Annotated in this window: 21 protein-coding genes; 8 read left to right on the plus strand and 13 right to left on the minus strand. The window is 54.5% G+C overall.

The genetic code is table 11. The features are described from left to right. Nucleotides 1-18: 18 nt before the first annotated feature. Together mutM and BOW52_RS00450 are read right to left on the minus strand one after the other, a co-directional pair. Nucleotides 19-831 carry a bifunctional DNA-formamidopyrimidine glycosylase/DNA-(apurinic or apyrimidinic site) lyase gene (gene mutM / locus BOW52_RS00445; RefSeq protein ID WP_078482102.1) on the minus strand — a complete coding sequence of 271 codons (813 nt, stop codon included), beginning with the start codon at nt 829-831 and terminating at the stop codon, nt 19-21. Between the two features lie 7 nt (nt 832-838). After that, the gene (locus BOW52_RS00450; RefSeq protein WP_172840040.1) at nt 839-1,687 is read right to left on the minus strand and encodes a DUF4340 domain-containing protein; all 849 of its coding nucleotides are present in this window, start codon (nt 1,685-1,687) and stop codon (nt 839-841) included. Between the two features lie 124 nt (nt 1,688-1,811). On the opposite strand from BOW52_RS00450, the gene BOW52_RS00455 reads away from it, so the two are divergent. The 6 genes from BOW52_RS00455 (at nt 1,812) to BOW52_RS00480 (ending at nt 8,354) form a co-directional block, all read left to right on the plus strand. Continuing rightward, a complete protein-coding gene (locus BOW52_RS00455; RefSeq protein ID WP_078482104.1) occupies nt 1,812-2,519 on the plus strand; it encodes a sulfite exporter TauE/SafE family protein in 708 nt (235 codons plus the stop codon). 39 nt (nt 2,520-2,558) lie between these two features. Further along, the gene (locus BOW52_RS00460) at nt 2,559-3,506 is read left to right on the plus strand and encodes a sigma-54 interaction domain-containing protein (RefSeq protein WP_078482105.1); all 948 of its coding nucleotides are present in this window, start codon (nt 2,559-2,561) and stop codon (nt 3,504-3,506) included. A gap of 1,393 nt (nt 3,507-4,899) precedes the next feature. Continuing rightward, on the plus strand, nt 4,900-5,436 hold the full coding sequence (locus BOW52_RS00465; protein WP_408021557.1) for a NapC/NirT family cytochrome c: 537 nt from the start codon (nt 4,900-4,902) through the stop codon (nt 5,434-5,436). Between the two features lie 3 nt (nt 5,437-5,439). Then, nucleotides 5,440-6,366 carry an ankyrin repeat domain-containing protein gene (locus tag BOW52_RS00470; RefSeq protein WP_078482107.1) on the plus strand — a complete coding sequence of 309 codons (927 nt, stop codon included), beginning with the start codon at nt 5,440-5,442 and terminating at the stop codon, nt 6,364-6,366. A gap of 74 nt (nt 6,367-6,440) precedes the next feature. Next, nucleotides 6,441-7,034 carry a c-type cytochrome gene (locus BOW52_RS00475; RefSeq protein ID WP_135621887.1) on the plus strand — a complete coding sequence of 198 codons (594 nt, stop codon included), beginning with the start codon at nt 6,441-6,443 and terminating at the stop codon, nt 7,032-7,034. Between the two features lie 15 nt (nt 7,035-7,049). Beyond that, the gene (locus BOW52_RS00480) at nt 7,050-8,354 is read left to right on the plus strand and encodes an NAD(P)/FAD-dependent oxidoreductase (RefSeq protein ID WP_078482108.1); all 1,305 of its coding nucleotides are present in this window, start codon (nt 7,050-7,052) and stop codon (nt 8,352-8,354) included. Between the two features lie 376 nt (nt 8,355-8,730). Here BOW52_RS00480 and BOW52_RS00485 read toward each other — a convergent pair whose 3' ends face one another. Continuing rightward, nucleotides 8,731-9,465: a glutathione peroxidase gene (locus tag BOW52_RS00485; RefSeq protein WP_078482109.1), complete on the minus strand. Its 735-nt coding sequence runs from the start codon at nt 9,463-9,465 to the stop codon at nt 8,731-8,733. Between the two features lie 138 nt (nt 9,466-9,603). Between BOW52_RS00485 and BOW52_RS00490 the strand changes: the two genes are divergently transcribed. Further along, nucleotides 9,604-10,503: a hydrogen peroxide-inducible genes activator gene (locus tag BOW52_RS00490; protein ID WP_078482110.1), complete on the plus strand. Its 900-nt coding sequence runs from the start codon at nt 9,604-9,606 to the stop codon at nt 10,501-10,503. A gap of 111 nt (nt 10,504-10,614) precedes the next feature. Next, entirely contained in the window at nt 10,615-11,268 is a 654-nt protein-coding gene (locus BOW52_RS00495) for a c-type cytochrome (RefSeq protein WP_236725586.1), read from the plus strand. Nucleotides 11,269-11,279: 11 nt separating this feature from the next. Here the strand turns inward: BOW52_RS00495 and BOW52_RS00500 are convergent, their stop codons facing one another. The 10 genes from BOW52_RS00500 to nosD form a co-directional block, all read right to left on the minus strand. Then, on the minus strand, nt 11,280-12,200 hold the full coding sequence (locus BOW52_RS00500; RefSeq protein WP_078482111.1) for a prenyltransferase: 921 nt from the start codon (nt 12,198-12,200) through the stop codon (nt 11,280-11,282). Nucleotides 12,201-12,257: 57 nt separating this feature from the next. Next, entirely contained in the window at nt 12,258-12,767 is a 510-nt protein-coding gene (locus tag BOW52_RS00505; protein ID WP_078482140.1) for a copper chaperone PCu(A)C, read from the minus strand. A gap of 80 nt (nt 12,768-12,847) precedes the next feature. Next, complete coding sequence (locus BOW52_RS00510) at nt 12,848-13,459, minus strand: SCO family protein (RefSeq protein WP_078482112.1); 612 nt, start codon at nt 13,457-13,459, stop codon at nt 12,848-12,850. A gap of 28 nt (nt 13,460-13,487) precedes the next feature. Continuing rightward, nucleotides 13,488-13,964, minus strand: coding sequence for a hypothetical protein (locus BOW52_RS00515; RefSeq protein WP_078482113.1), 477 nt, complete (start codon nt 13,962-13,964; stop codon nt 13,488-13,490). A 45-nt stretch (nt 13,965-14,009) separates the two neighbouring features. Then, on the minus strand, nt 14,010-14,837 hold the full coding sequence (locus BOW52_RS00520) for an ABC transporter permease (RefSeq protein WP_078482114.1): 828 nt from the start codon (nt 14,835-14,837) through the stop codon (nt 14,010-14,012). Between the two features lie 6 nt (nt 14,838-14,843). Continuing rightward, the gene (locus BOW52_RS00525) at nt 14,844-15,335 is read right to left on the minus strand and encodes a nitrous oxide reductase accessory protein NosL (protein WP_236725587.1); all 492 of its coding nucleotides are present in this window, start codon (nt 15,333-15,335) and stop codon (nt 14,844-14,846) included. Then, entirely contained in the window at nt 15,328-16,200 is an 873-nt protein-coding gene (locus BOW52_RS00530) for an ABC transporter ATP-binding protein (protein ID WP_078482115.1), read from the minus strand. Before BOW52_RS00530 ends, BOW52_RS00525 begins: the two co-directional genes overlap by 8 nt. A gap of 28 nt (nt 16,201-16,228) precedes the next feature. Then, a complete protein-coding gene (locus BOW52_RS00535; RefSeq protein WP_078482116.1) occupies nt 16,229-17,194 on the minus strand; it encodes a NapH/MauN family ferredoxin-type protein in 966 nt (321 codons plus the stop codon). After that, on the minus strand, nt 17,191-18,018 hold the full coding sequence (locus BOW52_RS00540) for a 4Fe-4S binding protein (RefSeq protein WP_236725588.1): 828 nt from the start codon (nt 18,016-18,018) through the stop codon (nt 17,191-17,193). Before BOW52_RS00540 ends, BOW52_RS00535 begins: the two co-directional genes overlap by 4 nt. Next, complete coding sequence (nosD, locus tag BOW52_RS00545; protein WP_236725589.1) at nt 18,015-19,229, minus strand: nitrous oxide reductase family maturation protein NosD; 1,215 nt, start codon at nt 19,227-19,229, stop codon at nt 18,015-18,017. Before nosD ends, BOW52_RS00540 begins: the two co-directional genes overlap by 4 nt. Nucleotides 19,230-19,275: the final 46 nt, after the last annotated feature.

The raw sequence follows: 19,275 nt of genomic DNA on the forward strand, positions 1-19,275 counted from the left end.
GTGGGCTGAAGAAAGGTGTCAGTGCTGACAGCTGGGGCAGTAGAAGGTCGAGCGCTGCCCGAGTGTGAGTTGTTTGATTGGGGTTGCACAGAGTGGACACGGCTCACCGGTGCGGCCATAGACGTTGAGTTGCTGGGTAAAGTAGCCGGGTTTGCCGTCGCTGCCGGTAAAATCACGCAGGGTGGTACCGCCCTGGGTGATCGCCTCGCTCAGCACCTCTTTGATCGTCTCGGTCAGGGCCAGATAGCGGGTGCGGGAGATCTTGCCGGCAGCCGTGCGCGGGTGGATGCGGGCACGAAACAGCGACTCGCTGGCGTAGATGTTGCCGACACCAACCACTACCTTGCCATCCATGATGAACTGCTTCACCGCCACGCGGCGCCCACGGGAGAGCGTGTGGAGATGGTCGCCATCGAACCGTTCATCGAGCGGTTCAGGGCCAAGCGTGGCGAGCAGTTTGTGTTTGGCGGGATCGCCACGGCACCAGAGTACCGCACCGAAGCGGCGTGGATCGTTAAGGCGCAGCAGCTGATCACCAAAACGGATATCGAAGTGGTCATGTTTTCCAGCGGGGGTATCGCTGGCGGTGATGCGCAGGCTTCCCGACATACCGAGGTGCAGGATCAGGGTGCCGGGGGCGGTCTGCAGTAACAGGTATTTGGCGCGGCGGCCGACGGTAACTACCGATTCACCGGCCAGCTTCTGATCGAGTCCTCGCGGTATCGGCCAGCGCAGTTTTGCTTGGCGAACCACCACCTGATCAATGGTTGCACCCTTCAGGTGTGGCTCGATTCCACGGCGCGTTGTCTCTACCTCGGGGAGTTCTGGCATCGTTTGCTCACTTCAACTCTGTGGTCAGGTTGGGTAGAAGCGCTGCGGCCTGCTCTGCGGAGAAGTGGTAGCGAATGCCGAGCTCGGCGCGGGCCAGGATCAACTCCGGTGTGGTGGCTAGCATCTTCAGGGTGATCGTATCGCCACCACGTGGTGTGAGGGTAATGGTCGCTATGGATGGCTCATCCCGATAGGGGGTGACCTCAATCGCCTCGGCACCCTGCCAGCTCTCTACCAGTGCGGTGATGGCGTCGCCATCCATCACGATCTCTGATGGGGATAATTGCCAATGCTGATCACTGTCGAGCTGAAGCGTTCGATCGGGAAGGGCTATGTGGTTCAGTCTCTCTGCGCTGAGCAGGGTGGGTGAGACAAAGCGGCTCCAATCAGCGCTGAGGTGTAGATAGGTAAGGTCGTCGATCAGGTGGATGGTCTCGCCAACTATTACATAGCGATAGTGGTTGAGCGGTTCGCTATCACCAAAGCGGAGCGTGAGTTGATCGAGCTGTAGGGTGATCTGTGCTGGTTCAAGGCCCAATGCAGCCAGATCGGCCTCATTTACCGAGTAGCGACTGCGGCTAGGGGTAGTGGTGAGTTCGAGCAGGGCGCCTACCCGAAAGGTGTTGGCAGGGTGATCGGTCGGTCTCAGCAGTCGCCATTGGGTATCGGTCTTCTGTAGCTCGATTGTGTCGCGACCCAGACGCTGAATCTCGATGCGTTTGACCTCTGACGTAGTGAGTGAGGTCAAGGGTGTTGATACGCCTGTTCTCCCCTCATCTGTCTGATAGCGCACCAGGGTGATGAGTGCGCCAACGAGCAGCAGCAGTCCGATGTTGAGTAGGGTGGCTCTATTCACGTGCAGATAACTCTCTGTTGGAGGTGCTGATTGTAATCGATTGCACCGGCCATGCCTCTATTGCTGCTACGATGGGATAGCCTAGCGTGCTAGCCTTAGCGCTCATTTATTGCTGTTAGGAACTATGGATTCACTCGCTTACAACCTGCCACTCGAGTACCCACTGCTCTCGGCGCTGCTGATCGGATTTCTCAGTACCCTGCACTGTTTAGGCATGTGCGGCGGTATCATGGGTGTGCTCACCTTTAGCCTGCCCAAGGTGGTACGCGATCAACCGTTGCGACTGGGAGGCTATCTGCTCGCCTACAGCATCGGACGTGTTGGGAGCTATACCGTTGCCGGTGCACTGGTTGGTTCGATGGGGGGCGCTCTGCTGGAGTCTTTCGATCAGACCTACGGTTTTATCATTATTCAGGGGGCTGCCGCATTGCTGATGGCGGCGATTGGCCTCTATCTGGCGGGCTGGTTCCCGCGTTTTGCCATGATCGAGAAGATCGGCATCCCGCTGTGGAATCGCCTTGAGCCGATCGGACGCAGATTATTACCTGTCAGCTCACCACTGCAGGCACTGCTCTATGGCGTTATCTGGGGTTGGCTGCCCTGCGGTCTGGTCTATACGGCGTTGATCTGGACCATTAGCGCTGGCAGTGCGCTTAACGGCGCGTTGTTTATGCTCCTGTTTGGTGTGGGGACTTTACCGGCAGTGACCAGCGCGGGTATGCTAGCAGGCACAATAACGCGGTATGCACAGTACCCGCTTGCGAGACGTATTGCAGGCTCAATGCTGATAGTTATGGCGCTGGTCGGGCCACTGGTCACGATACTCAGCTAAACAGATTTGAAGCTAAACGCACCTGATTGAGGTTTTGCCATGAATCCATTCAACGCACTGTTGGGTGAGTCCCCAGAGTTTCAGGCGGTCATCCGCTCGTCGCAGATCGCGGCGGCGACCGATGTCACACTATTACTATTAGGTGAGAGTGGTACCGGGAAGGAGATGCTGGCTCGAGGCGTCCACCAGTCGAGCGGTCGTGCCGGGCGCGCTTTTGTGGCCATTAACTGTGCCGCACTTCCCGAGTCGCTGGCTGAGTCGGAACTGTTTGGGCACCGTAAGGGCGCCTTCACTGGTGCCGTGGCAGACAATCCCGGCTATATCCGTTCGGCCCATGGTGGCACCCTATTTCTCGATGAGGTGGGTGAGTTGCCGCTCTCGGTACAGACCAAGCTACTCCGTTTTCTCGAGTCAGGTGAGTGTCAGTCACTGGGCAGCAGTGAGACCCGCCACTCCGATGTACGCCTGATTGCAGCTACCCACCGCGACCTGCGTGCGCAGGTTGAAGCGGGGGCATTCCGCGAAGATCTCTACTATCGCATCCACGTCGTACCACTCGAGCTGCCCTCGCTACGCCATCGTACCGGCGATGTGACCAGGTTGGTTTCACACTTCATAACAGAGATGGCAGAAAAACACGGTGTCGATGCACCGAGCTTTAATCGCAGTGCAATGGCTCGATTAGCTGAGTACCGTTGGCCAGGAAATGTACGTGAGCTGCGTAATCTCTGTGAACGGATGGTGATTCTCCTCAGCGGTCAGGATATCGGTGTAGATAATCTGCCTGCTGAAATAGCTCAGCCATCGCCGCAGGGGCATATCTTTGATCTACCGGCGAGCGGCATCAGTCTGGATCAGTTGGAGCAACAGATGATTAGCCAGGCGCTGGATAGAAGCGAAGGCAATTGCAGTAAGGCGGCCAGGCTGCTAGGGCTCACGCGCGATACACTGCTCTATCGGATAAAAAAATACGCTATCTCGGCATAATAACCCGGGGCATAGAGCGAGTGATCCAACATGTTTTGCCCGCCAATCCATCTCTTTTGTACACGCCTCTGGCGCTATACCTTTTCCCAAGCTACGATCTAACTTTGTCTGTCACATCTTCCCTCCTGCTTTCATCAGCTCCGAGACAACTCATAACTTTTTTAACTAATTTGTTATTTTTACCCGTCATTTTATGAAGAATAATGTTTAATTCGTTGCCAGTAATACCGTTATGTTTTTTCAAGCCAATACCCTCTATGTGATGTACAAAGGTTTGACGATAATAGACAGCCACGTGTGACTACCATTTTTACTAGTACAGTCTTGGATAGATAAACGAGGACGGTTAGCCAACGTAAATATCACGATGGCGACAAGAATACGGAGAAGGTGAGAAAGTGGCAGTTAAGTGTAAAAATCGCTGCCAGTATCAGCATGGAAAAAGCAGAGCTGGATAGGGCGAATAAACTTGATAATTAAGTTGCTCTACTTAAACAGGAGAGTAACCTGCTAAAAAAGTGGTAACGGTTTCTTGCAGCAAAGTACGTGTTCGAGTTCCTTGGTGCATCTCGCAGCGGTTGTTACAACTGCTGCAAACGATCAGAAGCCGTAAGGACAAAGGAAGATTATCATCTGAGCAAAAATGTCAAAGAGACTCACGAACCGAATATCGGGGAGTCGCTATTTTTGCGAAAGCTTGTTTTTGGCATCCAAGCCCAAGCAAGGACAAAAATAGCAACTCCCCGGATCATTCCCTCGATTTCAATTCGGCAACCCCGTAAGCTAAATTCGTTATATTTACTAAATGACAAAGGCAAGACTAATTGCCATTATTAGCTTCATAGATTTACAGTGACAGATTTACTAATAGAATACACAGGGCTGTCGAGCTTATCCGAAACCGCATGAAGCCGCTAATTAGAAGGTACTAATGCTAAATAAATACGCAATTATTTCGGCAATATCAGTATTTTACTCTAACGCTGCTATCGCTGAGGCATTTAATTATTCAAAGATAAATATAGGGTGCGCTTCATCTCCAAGTAGAGTTCCTGATTTAAACGATGATATCGATGGGAATCATTTAACACATTTTGACACGGACAAGCATGATATTAACGCATGCTTATATGGTGCGGTCACGTCGTGACATGACATGTTGAATTGCTGTCATATGGCAGTCGCGTCATGTCTGTAAGTGTCATGACAGAGAAAAAATACAATAAAAACAGGGAGTGGAGATGTTGGCATGTCTTTTGCTTATTTGTTCTCTACTACGATAAAAAAAGTGCGATATACATAGTCGTACGCATAATGAATATTTAGGAAGTACCTGAGGATGGCAGAGAAACAAGCACGAAAAAGTGCACTAATTTATTGTCTGAACAGAAAGGTGGCTGTCGCATTGCTGCTGCTTCTAACAGGCATGTTTGCGCTGGGTGGAATTAATACCTTCTTCAACTACACCAACCGTATGGATTTCTGTATCTCCTGTCATACGATGAAGGTTAACTATGAAGAGTATAAAGAGACGCCGCATTTCAAAAATGCTTCCGGCGTGCAGGCAACCTGTGCCGACTGTCATGTGCCCAAAGAGTTTTTCCCCAAGGTGAAGGCAAAGATCCTCGCCGCCAAGGATGTCTATCATGAGATTCTGGGCACTATCGATACCCCGGAAAAGTATGAGGCGCATCGCTGGGATATGGCGAGTCGCGTCTGGGAGAAGATGCGTGCGACCGATTCGCGCGAATGCCGCAACTGTCACGATTTCGACAATATGGATCTGAGTGAGCAGAGCCGCAGCGCTCGCAAGAAACATGCGCGAGCCAACATGAATGGTGACGAGGGTAAGAAGAAGACCTGTATCGACTGCCATAGCGGAATCGCTCATGAAGAGCCGGTTGAGCCTGACGAGGACGAGGAGGCGTAGTCGGTGCAACTCGTCCGCCCAGCACTGCTTGCAGTGTCACTGCTGGCAGCACAACCGCTGCTGGCTATCGATCTCGACAAGGAGTTGATGAAGGCGGCACTGGTGGGTGATGTAGAGGCGGTAGAACAGCTGCTCGATCAGGGGGCCAAGCCGGATGCGGCGAGTCGCTTTGGTAAGTCGGCACTGATGTTTGCTGTGGAAGAGGGGAGTGAAGAGGTTGCACGGTTGCTGATTGATCGTGGTGCTGATGTGAATGGTGTCAGTATCGCAGGCTGTACGGCGCTGACCTTCTCGGCCGAAGGCGGCTACTTCAATCTGACTCGGCTACTGCTGGAAAAGGGTGCCAGGCACCGTATTAAAACCCGTGCTGGCTGGGATGCGCTGATGATTGCGGCCCGCTATGCCCATGTTGAGTCACTGGCTGCATTGATTAAACAGGGGGCTAATGTTGATACCTCTGACAAGGATGGCAATACAGCCTTGATGACGGCAGTAGAGAAGGGTTTTGAACCGGTGGTCAGACAGCTGCTCGACGCAGGTGCTGCAACCCATATCAGAAATCGTGAAGGTGCTTCGGCACTGATGATCGCAGCAGGCAAGGGTTATGTTCGTCTGATGTCGCTGCTGGTCGAAAGAGGTGACAACCTCAATGCCGTTGATGAAGAGGGTATGGGAGCGATCTTCTGGGCAGTCGATGATGACCAACCGCAAGCCGTTGAGTGGCTGCTGCAACATGGGGTCGACATCGATCATAAAAATTTGCGCGGTGAGACGCCGTTGATTATTGCGGTGCGCAATGAGAATGCTGAAATGGTTAAACTGCTACTCGATAACGGGGCGGCGCGTTTGATCAAGGATGCTAAAGGGCGTGATGCACTTGATCACGCCATATCGCGGAAAACGCGAAGCATTATTGAGCTGCTCAACTAGGGTGGTTCATCACTGTGGGTCGTAGCGGCTCACGAATAACAACGAAGGTTGTGGTTTAGGCCAAAGGAGGCAGTATGAAGTACAGAACGATAGTGCAGGCGATGCTTGCATTGAGCGGTGTGGCACTGGGGGCCGCCGCGAACGCCGCTACCCCTAGCGGTGAGATGTTGGGCAACACCTGTGCAGGTTGTCACGGTACCGATGGTATAAGTACCGGTCCTGCGATCCCTACAATTGGTGGTCTCTCTAACGATTACCTCGTCGATGCGATGATGGAGTACAAGACTGGTGAGCGCGGCTCAACCATCATGACCCGTATTGCTAAGGGTTATACCGATGATGAGATCAAGGCGATGTCGAAGTTCTTTAGCGGCAAGCCTTACGTCGGCAATAAGCAGAAGGTCAGTGCTAAGATGGCCAAGACCGGCGCCAAGCTACACAAGAAGTATTGCGAGAAGTGTCATGAAGATGGCGGCACCTCCGCAGAAGACGATGCCGGTGTCCTGGCTGGTCAGTGGAGACCTTATCTGCAGTACACCATGGAAGACTTCCATAGCGGCGCTCGTACCATGCCGAAGAAGATGAAGAAGAAGATGAAGGCGATGATGGACAAGCATGGTGCCAAGGGTGAGCAGGCTCTGCTCGACTACTACGCTGGCCAGGAATAAGGGGAGTAGAAACAGATGACACAGTTTACACGTAGAAACTTTATCAAGGCCGCAGGCGGTGCAGCAGTTGCTGCCGGTGCAGCCGGCTTCCCAATGGTCTCCTTCGGCGCATCGAAGAAGGTTGTCGTTGTCGGTGGTGGTATGGGTGGTGCAGCAGCCGCTAAATACATTCGCATGATGGACTCCTCAATAGAGGTCACCGTTATCGAAGCGAACAAGCACTACTACACCTGCTTCATGAGTAATGAGGTAATCCACGGTCGTCGTAGCATCGATTCAATCCGTTTCGGTTACACCGGTCTGGCAGGTCATGGCGTTAAGGTTGTTCACGATATCGTTACCGGTATTGATGCCAACAAGCAGACCGTTATGACCAAGGGTGGTCACCACTTCAAGTATGACCGCTGCATCGTTGCTCCTGGTGTCGATTTCAAGTGGGAGAAGATCGAGGGTTACGACGCCAAGGTTGCCGAGGATATTCCTCACGCCTGGAAGGCCGGTTCTCAGACCGTGACCCTGCGCAAGCAGATCGAGTCGATGAAGGATGGTGGTGTTGTCGCTATCTGTCCTCCGCCGAATCCTTTCCGTTGCCCACCTGGACCGTATGAGCGTACCTCGCTGATCGCGGCCTACCTGAAGAAGAACAAGCCGAAGTCGAAGATTGTTGTCCTCGATCCTAAGCCGAAATTCTCCAAGATGGGACTGTTCACCGCAGCCTGGGAGAAGTACTACGGCTACAAGAGCTCTGACTCAATGATCGACTGGCAGGGCACACCGAAGGGTTCGGACGATAACGTCCTGAAGTCTGTTGATGCCAAGACCCGTACGGTCACCACCGGCTTCAACGAGTTGAAGGCAGACGTACTCAACATCATCCCTGCACAGAAGGCGGGTAAGATCGCATTCGCGGCAGGCCTGACCAAGGGTGACTGGTGCCCCGTTCACCACAACACCTTCGAGTCGACCATTCACAAAAACATTCACGTTATCGGTGATGCGGCGATCCAGTCTCCACTGCCTAAGTCAGGCTACGCAGCCAACTCTGAAGCTAAGGTGACTGCAGCAGCTGTTGTTGCACTGCTGAATGGTAAGGATGCTCCAACTCCATCTTGGGTTAATACCTGCTACTCGTTTGTACACCCTGGTGACGGTATCTCTGTTGCAATGGTCTACAATCTGGTTGATGGCAAGGTATCCAAGGTTAAGGGCTCTGGCGGTCTGACCCCGGGTTATGCCAAGTCAACCATGGAGATGCGTGCACGTGAAGAGCAGTACGCCCTCTCATGGTTCAAGAACATTACCCACGACACCTTTGGTTAAGTTAGTAATGTAGAGAGCATGTAACAAGAAGTGAGCTTATTCGGGGACCTTTGGGTCCCCGTTTTTTTTGGCCAAGTATGGCCATATGCCGCGAAGCACATGGATGTGCGAGAGCGGCGTGCTGGAGTTATCAACCAAGGGTGGATGGACGGCAGAAAACCACCAGGTATGCCCTACCATCTACGTCCCTGTAGACGTATCGATTACTTTGGTAATGAGCTTTCGATCAACAGAAGTGGTGATCATCTATCTACGCGATCTTCAACTTGTCGATGTAGTAACACGTAGTTATGGATGATAAACGCAGAGCACCAAACCCGAAGCCGGGTTTGGTGCTTTTTTTATGCGTCTAAAGAGTGACTAATATAGAGCAGATTTATTGTGCTCCCATCCACGCCTCTAGCTTATCGGAACCGCCGATTAGTTCTCCATTGACGAAGATCTGCGGCACGCTGCTGTTATCAGTCACCGCGCGCAAGGTGCGATCACTGTAGTCACGTCCGAGTAGCAGCTCCTCAAACTCGATGTTGGCGTCGTGCAGCATCCCCTTCGCCTTGGCACAGAAGGGGCAGCCCTTGCGGGTAAAGACGGTGACATCGAGTGGTTTGCCGGCATCAGGGGCGATGTGGGCCAGCATGGTATCGGCATCGGAGACCTCGTAGGGGTCGCCGGGCTGATCGGGTTCGATGAACTGCTTCACGACGATGCCATCCTTGACCAGCATTGAGTAGCGCCAGGAGCGTTTGCCAAAGCCGATCTGATCCTTGTCGACCAGCATCCCCATGCCTTCGCTGAACTCACCGTTCCCATCTGGGATGAAGGTGATGTTGTCAGCACCCTGTTCGATTTTCCACTCATTCATGACAAAGGCGTCGTTGACCGATATGCAGACGATCTCATCGACACCGTGCTCCTTAAACAGCGGGGCCAGCTGGTTGAAGCGCGGCACATGCGAAGAGGAGCAGGTCGGGGTGAAGGCACCCGGCAGTGAAAAGACAATGACCGTCTTGCCCTTGAAGATCTCATCACTGCTGATGTCGACCCAGTTGTGGTCGTGGCGGGTATGGAAAGTGACCTGTGGGATGGCCTGCCCTTCGCGATTCTCTAACATCTCTGGTGCTCCTTATTGGGTGAGTTTGTTTCGACGAAGATCAGTATAGGGATTGAACTATGATAGATAAAACATAAAATAAATATCGTAACGATATGTAAAACAGATTGGTTGAGTTGTCGTAAGGAGAAGAGTCCTATGAATCTGCCAACAGTCAAACAGCTGCGTTACTTCATCGCCCTGACCGAACGAGAGCACTTTGGCAGGGCAGCTGAGTCGGTGTTTGTCTCCCAGTCGGCCTTTAGTGTTGCAATCAAGGATCTGGAAACACTGCTGGGTGTACAGCTGGTTGATCGAACCAACAAACAGGTCACCATAACCACGATTGGGCGTGAGATCGCTGAGAAGGCGCGTCACTGCGTCGGTGAGATCGAACTACTGGTCGATCTGGCGCAGTGCGATCAGGCACCGCTTACAGGAACTCTCAAGCTGGGAGTGATCCCCACCATCGCGCCGTTCCTGCTGCCCAAGATCCTGCCAGCCCTTCGTCAGCGGTATCCAGAGCTGAAACTCTATCTGGTCGAGGAGACAACACGCCGTGTCTATGGGCGATTAATGGATGGTGAACTCGACCTGATTCTGATTGCACTTCCCTTCGCGCTACGCAATGTCGAGCTCCATACGTTATTCCAGGACCCCTTCCTGCTCGCCTACCGTGATGGAACTCGGATACTTGATCCCGATAACTATGCAGTGGAAAACCTACCCGATGATAGTGTGCTGCTGCTTGAGGATGGTCACTGTCTGCGTGACCATGCGTTGAGTGCCTGCCATCTCAATAATCCGAATCAGATAAGTCGCTTTGCCGCCAGCTCGCTGCTGACGTTGGTTGAGATGGTCGAGGCCGATATGGCGATTACCTATCTGCCGGAGATGGCTGAGGGAACACCGCTGCTAAAAAATACAGCGGTTAAAACAGTGGCACTTAAAGAGAAGAGTTACCGTGAAATAGGCCTGGCGTGGCGTCGTGGCAGCGCTCGTGGTGATGAGTTTAAGCTGCTGGGTGAGCTGATTAAGAAATATAGTGGTAGGGCGTAGTATCACGACCCAGATCAAGGTTCGGTAATGAGTGAGAGGCTCTAATACTCAATCATTAATATTGACGAAAGCAAGAAAGTATCCGAGTGTTACGCTATGAATAAGGCCGCGATGAAATTACTCATCCTTTTTCTTCCCCTGGGCATGATTTCAACTGCTCAGGCGGTCGATCTGGAGAATGGAGAAGAGATCAACGAGCTCTGTGCCGGTTGCCACGGTGAGTATGGTGAGGGTGATAAAAATGGTGACTATCCACGCCTTTCCGGACAGCCCGAGAGCTTTATCTCCAAACAGATGCACCTGTTTCGTGATCGCAAACGTCCCAATCTGCCGATGCTTGAATATGTCGATGAGCGCCAGTTTCCCGATCAGGAAATTGCCGATGTCTCCGCCTATCTGGCGCAGGTTGAGCTACCGACCAAGCTGCCCCCTTTCGATGAAGAGAACTTTGACCCACTAAAGCGACTACTTGAGGCGAAACGTGTGGTGAATATCCCGCGTATGCCCGGTGATATCGAGGCAGGTCGTAAGCGCTACAAGCGCGAGTGTCGTAGTTGCCATGGCAGTGAGGGTTGGGGAGATCATGAAAAGGGAGTGCCGATGCTGGCAGGGCAGTACAGTGTCTACCTACAGCGTCAGGTGAAGAAGTATCTCGATAAACACCGTATCCACGATCCTGAATCACCCGATGATGAGCTGCTGGCAGCATTTACTGCTCAGGAGCTCGATGAGATCTGGGCCTACCTCTCCACCGTAGACGACTGATCAACGGTCGTTTAACGGGCTAGAATCAGCCCCACCGTTAGTAGTACCGATACGGCTGCGTGAGTTACAAGCGTGAGCGGGATTGCTGGCATCAGACGACCCTCGAGCAGAACCTTTACTGCAGCTGTCGCAGGAAAAACAGCCAGAAGAGTGATGTAGCTACTGACAGGCAGCGGAGAGAGTGGCAGCAGTGCAAATCCCAAAATAAAGAGCAGTGCCAGCCCGTAGGGTGCCTTGGCTGCACCCAGCCGTGCAGGTAGAGTCAGCTTTCCGGCGGCGCGATCGGCATCGATGTCGGGAATGGAATTGTTCCAGAGAATGGCGGCTACAAAGCAGCCGATAATGGCACCGACCCAGATCGCCTGCGGATCGATAATACTGCTCTGGATATAGAGCGTACCGACGACCGGCAGAATGCCGAAACAGATCGCGATCACCACATCACCCAGGCCGCGACAGGCGAGACAGGGTGGGGCGGAGTAGAAGATAGCCAGAATGCCACCCAGCAAGCCGATCAGCAGGATGAAGTGCCCGGCTACCAGCGCAAACCATAGACCGAGCAGCGCGCCAGAAACCATTAATAGAGAGCCGAATTGTAGCGTCTCACGACGGCTCAGCACGCCATTTTGAATAAAGCGACTACCACCCGAGAAGGGGAAGATGCGACCGCTGTTGGACCCATCGGTGCCGTTTCGGTCATCGAAGTAGTCATTAAGTACATTCGCGCCTGAATGAATCAGGACGATATTGAGTAGGGTGAGCAAACCAAGTCCGATCTCGATCGAACCGTAAATGCTCCAGCTGAGTGCTAGACCGACGATAACCGGCAGGATTGAGGCGGTTAAAAATGCCGGACGTGTTGCGGCAAAGAAGGTCGCTAGGCTGTTGCCTGCACTGCGACGGTGAAAAATCTCTGCGCTCGGTTCACTCATAGGGAATTCCTGTGTTGCCGTCGGCCACTGGGCGTGGCCGACGGTGGTGGGTTAGTGTTAGTGCTTCATGTTGTGATGCATGCCGGGCTTGTGATCCATCTTCATCATCACCTCCTGCACCGGGGCGTCGATCGATTTTTTACTGCCATCATCAAATACTAGCGTTACAGAGACGGTATTGCCGACCTTAAGAGGCTGGGTGAGACCGATCAACATGACATGCAGGCCGCCAGGTTTGAGGGTCGTCATACCCTTGCTTTTGACCTCGATCGACTCGATGCGACGCATCATCATCATGCCGTCTTTTTGTGTGTGGGTATGAAGCTCGACGGTGCGGGCGGCGGTGCTCTTGGCGTCGATCACCTTATGGTCGGCTCCACCATGGTTATGCAGCACCATGAAGGCGGCGCTATTGGGTTGACCAGGGGGCACTGCGCGCACATAGGCGTCCTTGACCATGATGGTGTCGGCAGCGGTGTGAGCCGCGCCGCCGTGTGAGTCGGCAATGGCATTGGATGCGGCAAGGCTCGCAACGGCAAGTGTCAGGTAACGAAGGGTACGAATCATTGTTTTCTCCATGTGGTTATTTTCGATCTTTGTTGTGTGATATCACGCAGTAGGGTGTCAATTAACAGTCCATAGGTAGCCTATTTAGACTGTTCCAGCAGTGCTCTTACCGTCTTGAGTATCTCTGCATGGGGTGTGCCATGCGCCAGGGTGGTGTGTAGTTTGCCCTGTTTGTCGATGACATAGGTGGCCGATGTGTGATCGACCAGATAGCCGACAGCGGAGTCGCTTTCGACCTTGCGGTACATCACGCCATAGCGCCGTGCAGCTTCATCAATCTCAGCACGACTACCACTGGTGCCGACAATGTTGGTGTGGAAGTAGTTGGCATACTCCATCAGGCGTTGCGGTTTGTCGCGCTCCGGATCGACACTGATAAAGACTCCGCTCACCTGTTCCAGCTCCTTCTCACTCATGTTGCCGAGTGCGATCTTCATCAGAGCCAGCGAGGTGGGGCAGACATCGGGACAGGTGGTATAGCCGAAATAGAGTAGTCCCACCTTGCCGCGCAGCTGCTTCAGATCGAAGGGCTCTCCACCGTTACCACTGAGGGTGAAATCCCCCCCCCTCGATTGATTGTGTTTAAGCAGGTGTGTCAGATCAGGACTGTTGGGCGACCAGAAGAGCAGTAACCAGATCAGTGCCGAGGTGAGCAGGAGTAAAAGGATGTAGGGCAGTCTCTGTTTCATCATTGTATTAAGTGGCTTGGCGTAGCAGATGCTAACGGTTGGTTAAGGTTTCGAAGTTAAAGGGGAAGGCGACCAGTCCGGCATCGGTCTGCACGATCACCTTGGCCTGCCAACGCATCAGGTTTCGCGTACAGACCGGAAGCATCCCGTCGCCACGATAACTGCCATCACTCTGTCGCAGCAGGGGAAAACGGTTCAGCCCCATGTTCATATTGAGTCCGGAAATGTCCACCATCAACGATTCGATTCCGGGAATATCACTCTGCACGCTGATCGAGAGAGGTTTGATGACTGGAATCGGATGGGGTGCAATGGTGAGTGAGACCGCACCGAAATCAGCAAGTGAGGAGCTACAGCTACCGAGATTGAGATCACACTCCTCAATCAGTTCGGCAGTGGCGATGAGTTGAGGTTCCAGAAGATGGCGGCCCTTAACAAAAGCGACGGCAGCAACTGCAATAAGTAGTGCGATGACACCACCCCAGAGCATGTTTTTATTCAGTGTCATCCGTTCTCCCGCGTCCATCAATTAAGTGAGTCCCTAGTATACGGCTTAAGGTAGGTCGCTGCGGCGGAAGTGTAGATAGCCGAGTGTCGCGCTGAGTGTGCCGAGCAGGGTCGGATAGATCAGTGCCCAGGCGAAATAACCCTGGGTGCCGAAGTGGTCGAGAATCACATAGGCGGTTGGGCCAATCAGTACCAGCTGCGAGTCGAACAGCATCATCGCTGCCGTACGAAATACCTGCAGTGGATTGGCCAGTGAGATGGCCACAGCCGTGTCGGCTGGCAGTGATTCACGGATCATGATGCCGAGCAGGATCAGATCGAGGAACAGCACCAGCGTCAGCCAGATCACAAACGCCGCGCCCTGAGCCACATCAGCGCTGCGTGCCAGGGTTGAGATCAACATGCCGATGCCGAGAAAACACCATGCAAGCACCATCAGCAGAGCAGTGTAGTAGCCGAAGATAGTCCACGGCACCTCGGCACCCTTGGTTACACCCCAGACAATTGCCACCACCATCGCCAGAAAGACCGGCAGGAAGACCACGGTAAAGCGTCCCAGCATCTTGCCCCAGAACCAGGCGGAGAGGCCGATCGGTAGTGAGAGCATGTACTCAAACACCCCCGCCTCACGATCACCCGCCACCGAGCGCACGGTGGTGATCAGCACAAAGATCGGCAGGATCGCCATGGTCAGCTGGATATAGGTGATGAGCAACCGTGACAGGCCAGTAAAGCCCATAATGCGTGATTCGGTCAGCCCAAACAGGAACAGCAACACCACAATGCCACCGAAGATGGCGCTATAGACGAAGAACCAGCGCGCGCGCAGCGATTCGATAATGTCGGCCCAGGCCGTTAACCAGAGGTGTCTCATCCTTTCCTACCTGCGCTGCTCGGCGTTCTCTTTCAGGTGCGTGCCGTGAGCATTAAAGCGCGCCTCCAGTTCAAAGATGTGTTGTTTGGCCTGTTCGAAGCCGAGACCACCCGGGGAGGGTTCAGGCTGTGCACCGAGACCATACTCCATCGGCGTGGTTTGATTGGGAATGTAGATGGCACTGCCTGCATCGATCCACTCGCCGCTGCGGTGATCGGTAACCCAGATCTCGGTGCGTGGATCGTCGCGCCAGGGTTTATCCTCCAGCCAGAGCAGGGCGCAACCGATATCGTCAAACTTGTAGACCCGGCTGCGTTTCTTCTCTACAGGAAAGACACGGATCTGCGCGGAGTGGAAGCGATCACTCAGTACCATGCGGCAGCGCTCGCAGGTGTCTCGGTCCCATTTGACCTCGACGGGACCGGTTTCGGGCTCACCGGAGCAGCCAGTCAGCAGGGCGATGAGTAATAGAGTAAAAAGAGTTAGCACTTTAGGCACAGCTCTTCTCCTCGCTCTGTTCATCAAGCTGAATCGAGGCGAGCAGCCCGGCGTAGCGTGATAGCACACCGAGGAAGCGGAGGCGGTCGGGGCCGGCAACCATACCGTGCCAGGTTAGCCCAGCACCGCCATCACTGAAGCCCCATTGTGCGATTGCCTTGGCGAAGGCAGGCTCAGCGCGGGTGAGGGTCAGACGGCAGTCGAGACGACTGCTCAGCGCCACCAGATCGGCTACACGGTCGTCGAGTACCACGTTACCCTGGTCCATCTCGATCACACGGTTTACCAGCGAGGCAACCTCATCGAGGCGGTGGCTGGAGATCAGCATCGCACTCTCCTCGCGCTTCTCCGCCAGCAGTTGGAAGAAGATGTGACGCGCCTCGGGATCGAGGTTGGCAGCGGGCTCGTCGAGAATCAGGATGTCACTCTCGCGCCCCAGGGCGATACTGATCAGTAGCTTCTGTTTCTGTCCGCCGGAGAGTTTAACGAAGGGGCGATGTTTAACCTCATCAGGATCGAGGCCAAGCCGCCTGGAGACCTCCTCCATACGTGCACGGTCTGCACCACAGACACTGGCGGAGAAACGTAGCAGCTGGCCGACCGGCATCTTCAGTGGGGGCGGTAGCTGTGGCACAAAGCCAATGCGTTTCAGCACGGCGGCACGACTATCGCGCGGGTCGAGGCCATCAACAAGCACCTCGCCGTCGCAGAGATACTCGCCGAGCAGGCAACGAATCAGCGTGGTTTTACCAGCACCATTGGAGCCGACCAGTGCGACACGGTCACCCCGGGCAATCTCTAGCTCGATGCCCTTGAGGACCTCGACGCGGCGAAATCGTTTGGCGACTTTATTGAATTTGATCATCCGTCTGGTCTTATATTTCCGTTGATGGCTACTTGAGTGTGCCCGGCATCTTGAACTCGTAGCGTAACGAGTCGGTGGGGCACATATCGATGCAGAGACCGCAGCGGGTACAGTCTGCACCGACATCGACCTGCATGTCACGCGCACGGCCCTTAATTGTTACATCGAGCACATGTGGCACCAGGCACGCCTTGCGACAGTCACCCTCGTGGGCACAATCCTCGAGATGGTAGGTGACTCGAAGCGGCGAGACGGTGCCAACAATACCGTAGGTGATACCGATCGGACAGACATAACGACACCAGGCACGACGAGAGAATAGCACCTCAAATAACAGCACGGCAGCGACCCAGATCAGTGCTATGCCAGGACCGTAGATCAGTGCCCGGCTGAGAATGCCAGTCGGCGAGATGGTTTCAAACACGGTGTAACCACTGACCAGCGCCAACAGGGCGAAGATCACGTAGAGCACCGAACGGGTGCCACGGTGGAAGGTGTGATTCTTGATGATTTTGCGATTGACCAGCCAGAGGTGGATCTCCTCGGCCCACTCGGCCACCAGATGGTAAGGACAGACCCAGGAGCAGAAAGCTCGCCCACCGAAAATAATCCACATCACCAGCACCGTGGTGGTACCGATAATCAGATTAAGCAGCACCTCCTTGAAGGCGAGCATTACCTGCAGGGCCGAGTTGAGATCGGCCATGTGGAAACCCATGAAGCGTGAGGCGGTCAGTGCACCCTCGAGCAGCTGGATATCGAGCTGGTAGGAGAGCACAAATAGCAGGTTGATGAAGAGCAGGGTGAGCCAGCGACGATTACGCCACTTGTGACTGCTGTGCTGAGCATGCAACGCCTCAAGGGCGGCCATGTCGAGTTTGTTGACCCGCTTGTCGAAATGGACCTTGACGGCGTTGGGGGATATCTCATCCTTGGCCGGTTTTTTCGGTCGGGCACCGATGATCTCGCGGAGCGATTCGATGATATAGCTCATACGTCCTCCGCCGTTTTACGAATGTCGATCACGATCGAGGCCTCTTCGGTGGGGCAGATCATCTCGCAAACGCCACAGCCGACACAGCCGTCGAGCACCGTCGGGCGCATCCCTTTACTGCCGTCGGCGTGGGTCACCTCCTCAAGGCGGATAGCGCGCAGCGGCGGACACTGGTTGGTATCGCCCGAGGGTGGCTTGCCCGCCTCGCACTGGGCGATACGGATCTCGATCGGACAGGTGCGTACGCAGAGGTCGCAGATCTCCACATCGAAGGGCTGCTCGTTGATGTTGAGCGGATTCCAGCGATCGATCTCATCGAAACGTAGTTTGCCGGGGAAGTCGGGGCCGCGTGCCACGCCAGAGAAGCCCTTGCCCTGCATCGCCAGACAGAGCTTCGGCTTGTCGAGCCGAGCAAAGCCCATGCGCGTCTCGTGTGAGTAGTTGATTTCGTGGGTCAGAGAGCCGGTGGGGCAGGCGAGTACGCACTGCAGGCCGTCACAGGAGAAGTCACACGCCTGGGCGCGTGCGTCGATGAAGGGTGTGCCGATACCGAAGCCCTCATCAAGATCGGCCAGCTCAATGGCGTTGACCGGGCAGACCTGCACGCACTGGCCGCACTTGATGCAGGAGGCGAGAAACTTCTGTTCCAGCAGTGCACCTGGTGGTCGCAGTCGCGGCACGGCGCCACTGAGTACCGGCACGAGGCCGATCAATGAGATGCCGACCATGCCTGCGCCCAGTGCGATCGAACGCAGAAACTCGCGTCGCTCCTTCTGCTGACGGGGGTTGAGGGGGCGTTTACCCTTTTTACTCGTCTCGCTCACAACGGCTCCGGTGGGGTGGTGATGGGGGCGGCGTCACGCAGCACCATCTCCGGCTCGGAGAAGGGGGCGAGGCGCTCCAGAAAATCGAGAGTCTCGAGCATTGGTGAGCCCTTGAAGAACTGTGCGGCGGGTACATCCATCCAGATGCGGTCGGCATAGGAGTAGAGCTCGTACGGGGTGTCGCCGATGCCGTTTTGGTCGAGATCAAAACCCTCGTAGTCATCCCAGTAGTTGCCATCCCAACTATTGCGATTGACGCTGGCGCCGTCCGATACCGCCACCTGGGTGATGTTGCTTTTGAACTGGTTGGCCGTGAAGGTATTGCCCGGCCAGTCGTTGAGAAAGTCCACGCCGATATTGTTGAAGGCGATCAGGTTATTGCTGATCAGGTTGGTGGTGTCGGGCTGGTAGGGTGAGACGTCGAGCGACAGCCCGACGGCATTGTAGAGTAGCTGATTGCCCTCGATCGTTACATTCGAGGTCTCCTTCATACCGAGTGCGACGCCGGTCGGCCCCACTGCGCGGGTGATGCTGTTGTTGCGCACCACGACATCGTCGCTGTACATCAGAAAGATGCCAACGGTGTTATCGGTATAGCGGTTCTCCTCGACCACATTGTGCTGTGAGTACATGAAGTGGAGCGAGTAGCGGCCGCCGCGTGCATCGTTGCGGGCGATCAGATTGTCCTTGGAGTACCAGACCACCATGTCGCGCGAGTTGCGGATGGTGTTGCTGGTGATCTTGTTGTTGAAGCTGTACCAGAGGCGTATCGCATCGCCGCGTATGCCAAGATCGAACGGTTTAGAGGAGATCTTATTGCGGCGCACGATATTCGATTCCGACTGCTGAAGATCGACACCAAACAGGCAGTTGTCGATCACATTGTCCTTGATCACATTAAAGTTGCCGCGCACCTGCACACCAGAGTCGATGTCGTTGTGCGACTCACCTGAATTGGTCAGACGCAGCCCCTTGAGGGTGCTGCCGTCGGTATCGAGGAAGATCACCGAGCCTTTACCACCGGCATCGATGGTCACTTCGCCGCGGCCATCGATGGTGATCGGTTGCTCAATAGTCACCGGCCCGGCGTAGGTACCGGCCGGTGGGCTGAGTACACCGTTTTTCTCGGTGGCGTCGATCAGCGCCTGGAACGACGGGTAGCTCTCGGCGAGTGCAATGGGACTGATTCCCAGCCCAACTACCGCGCACACTACTATATTACTGAACCTCGTCATTGCAGGAGAGCATCTCTTAGAA

It is taken from the genome of Solemya pervernicosa gill symbiont, from assembly GCF_002020875.1.
Lineage (GTDB): Bacteria > Pseudomonadota > Gammaproteobacteria.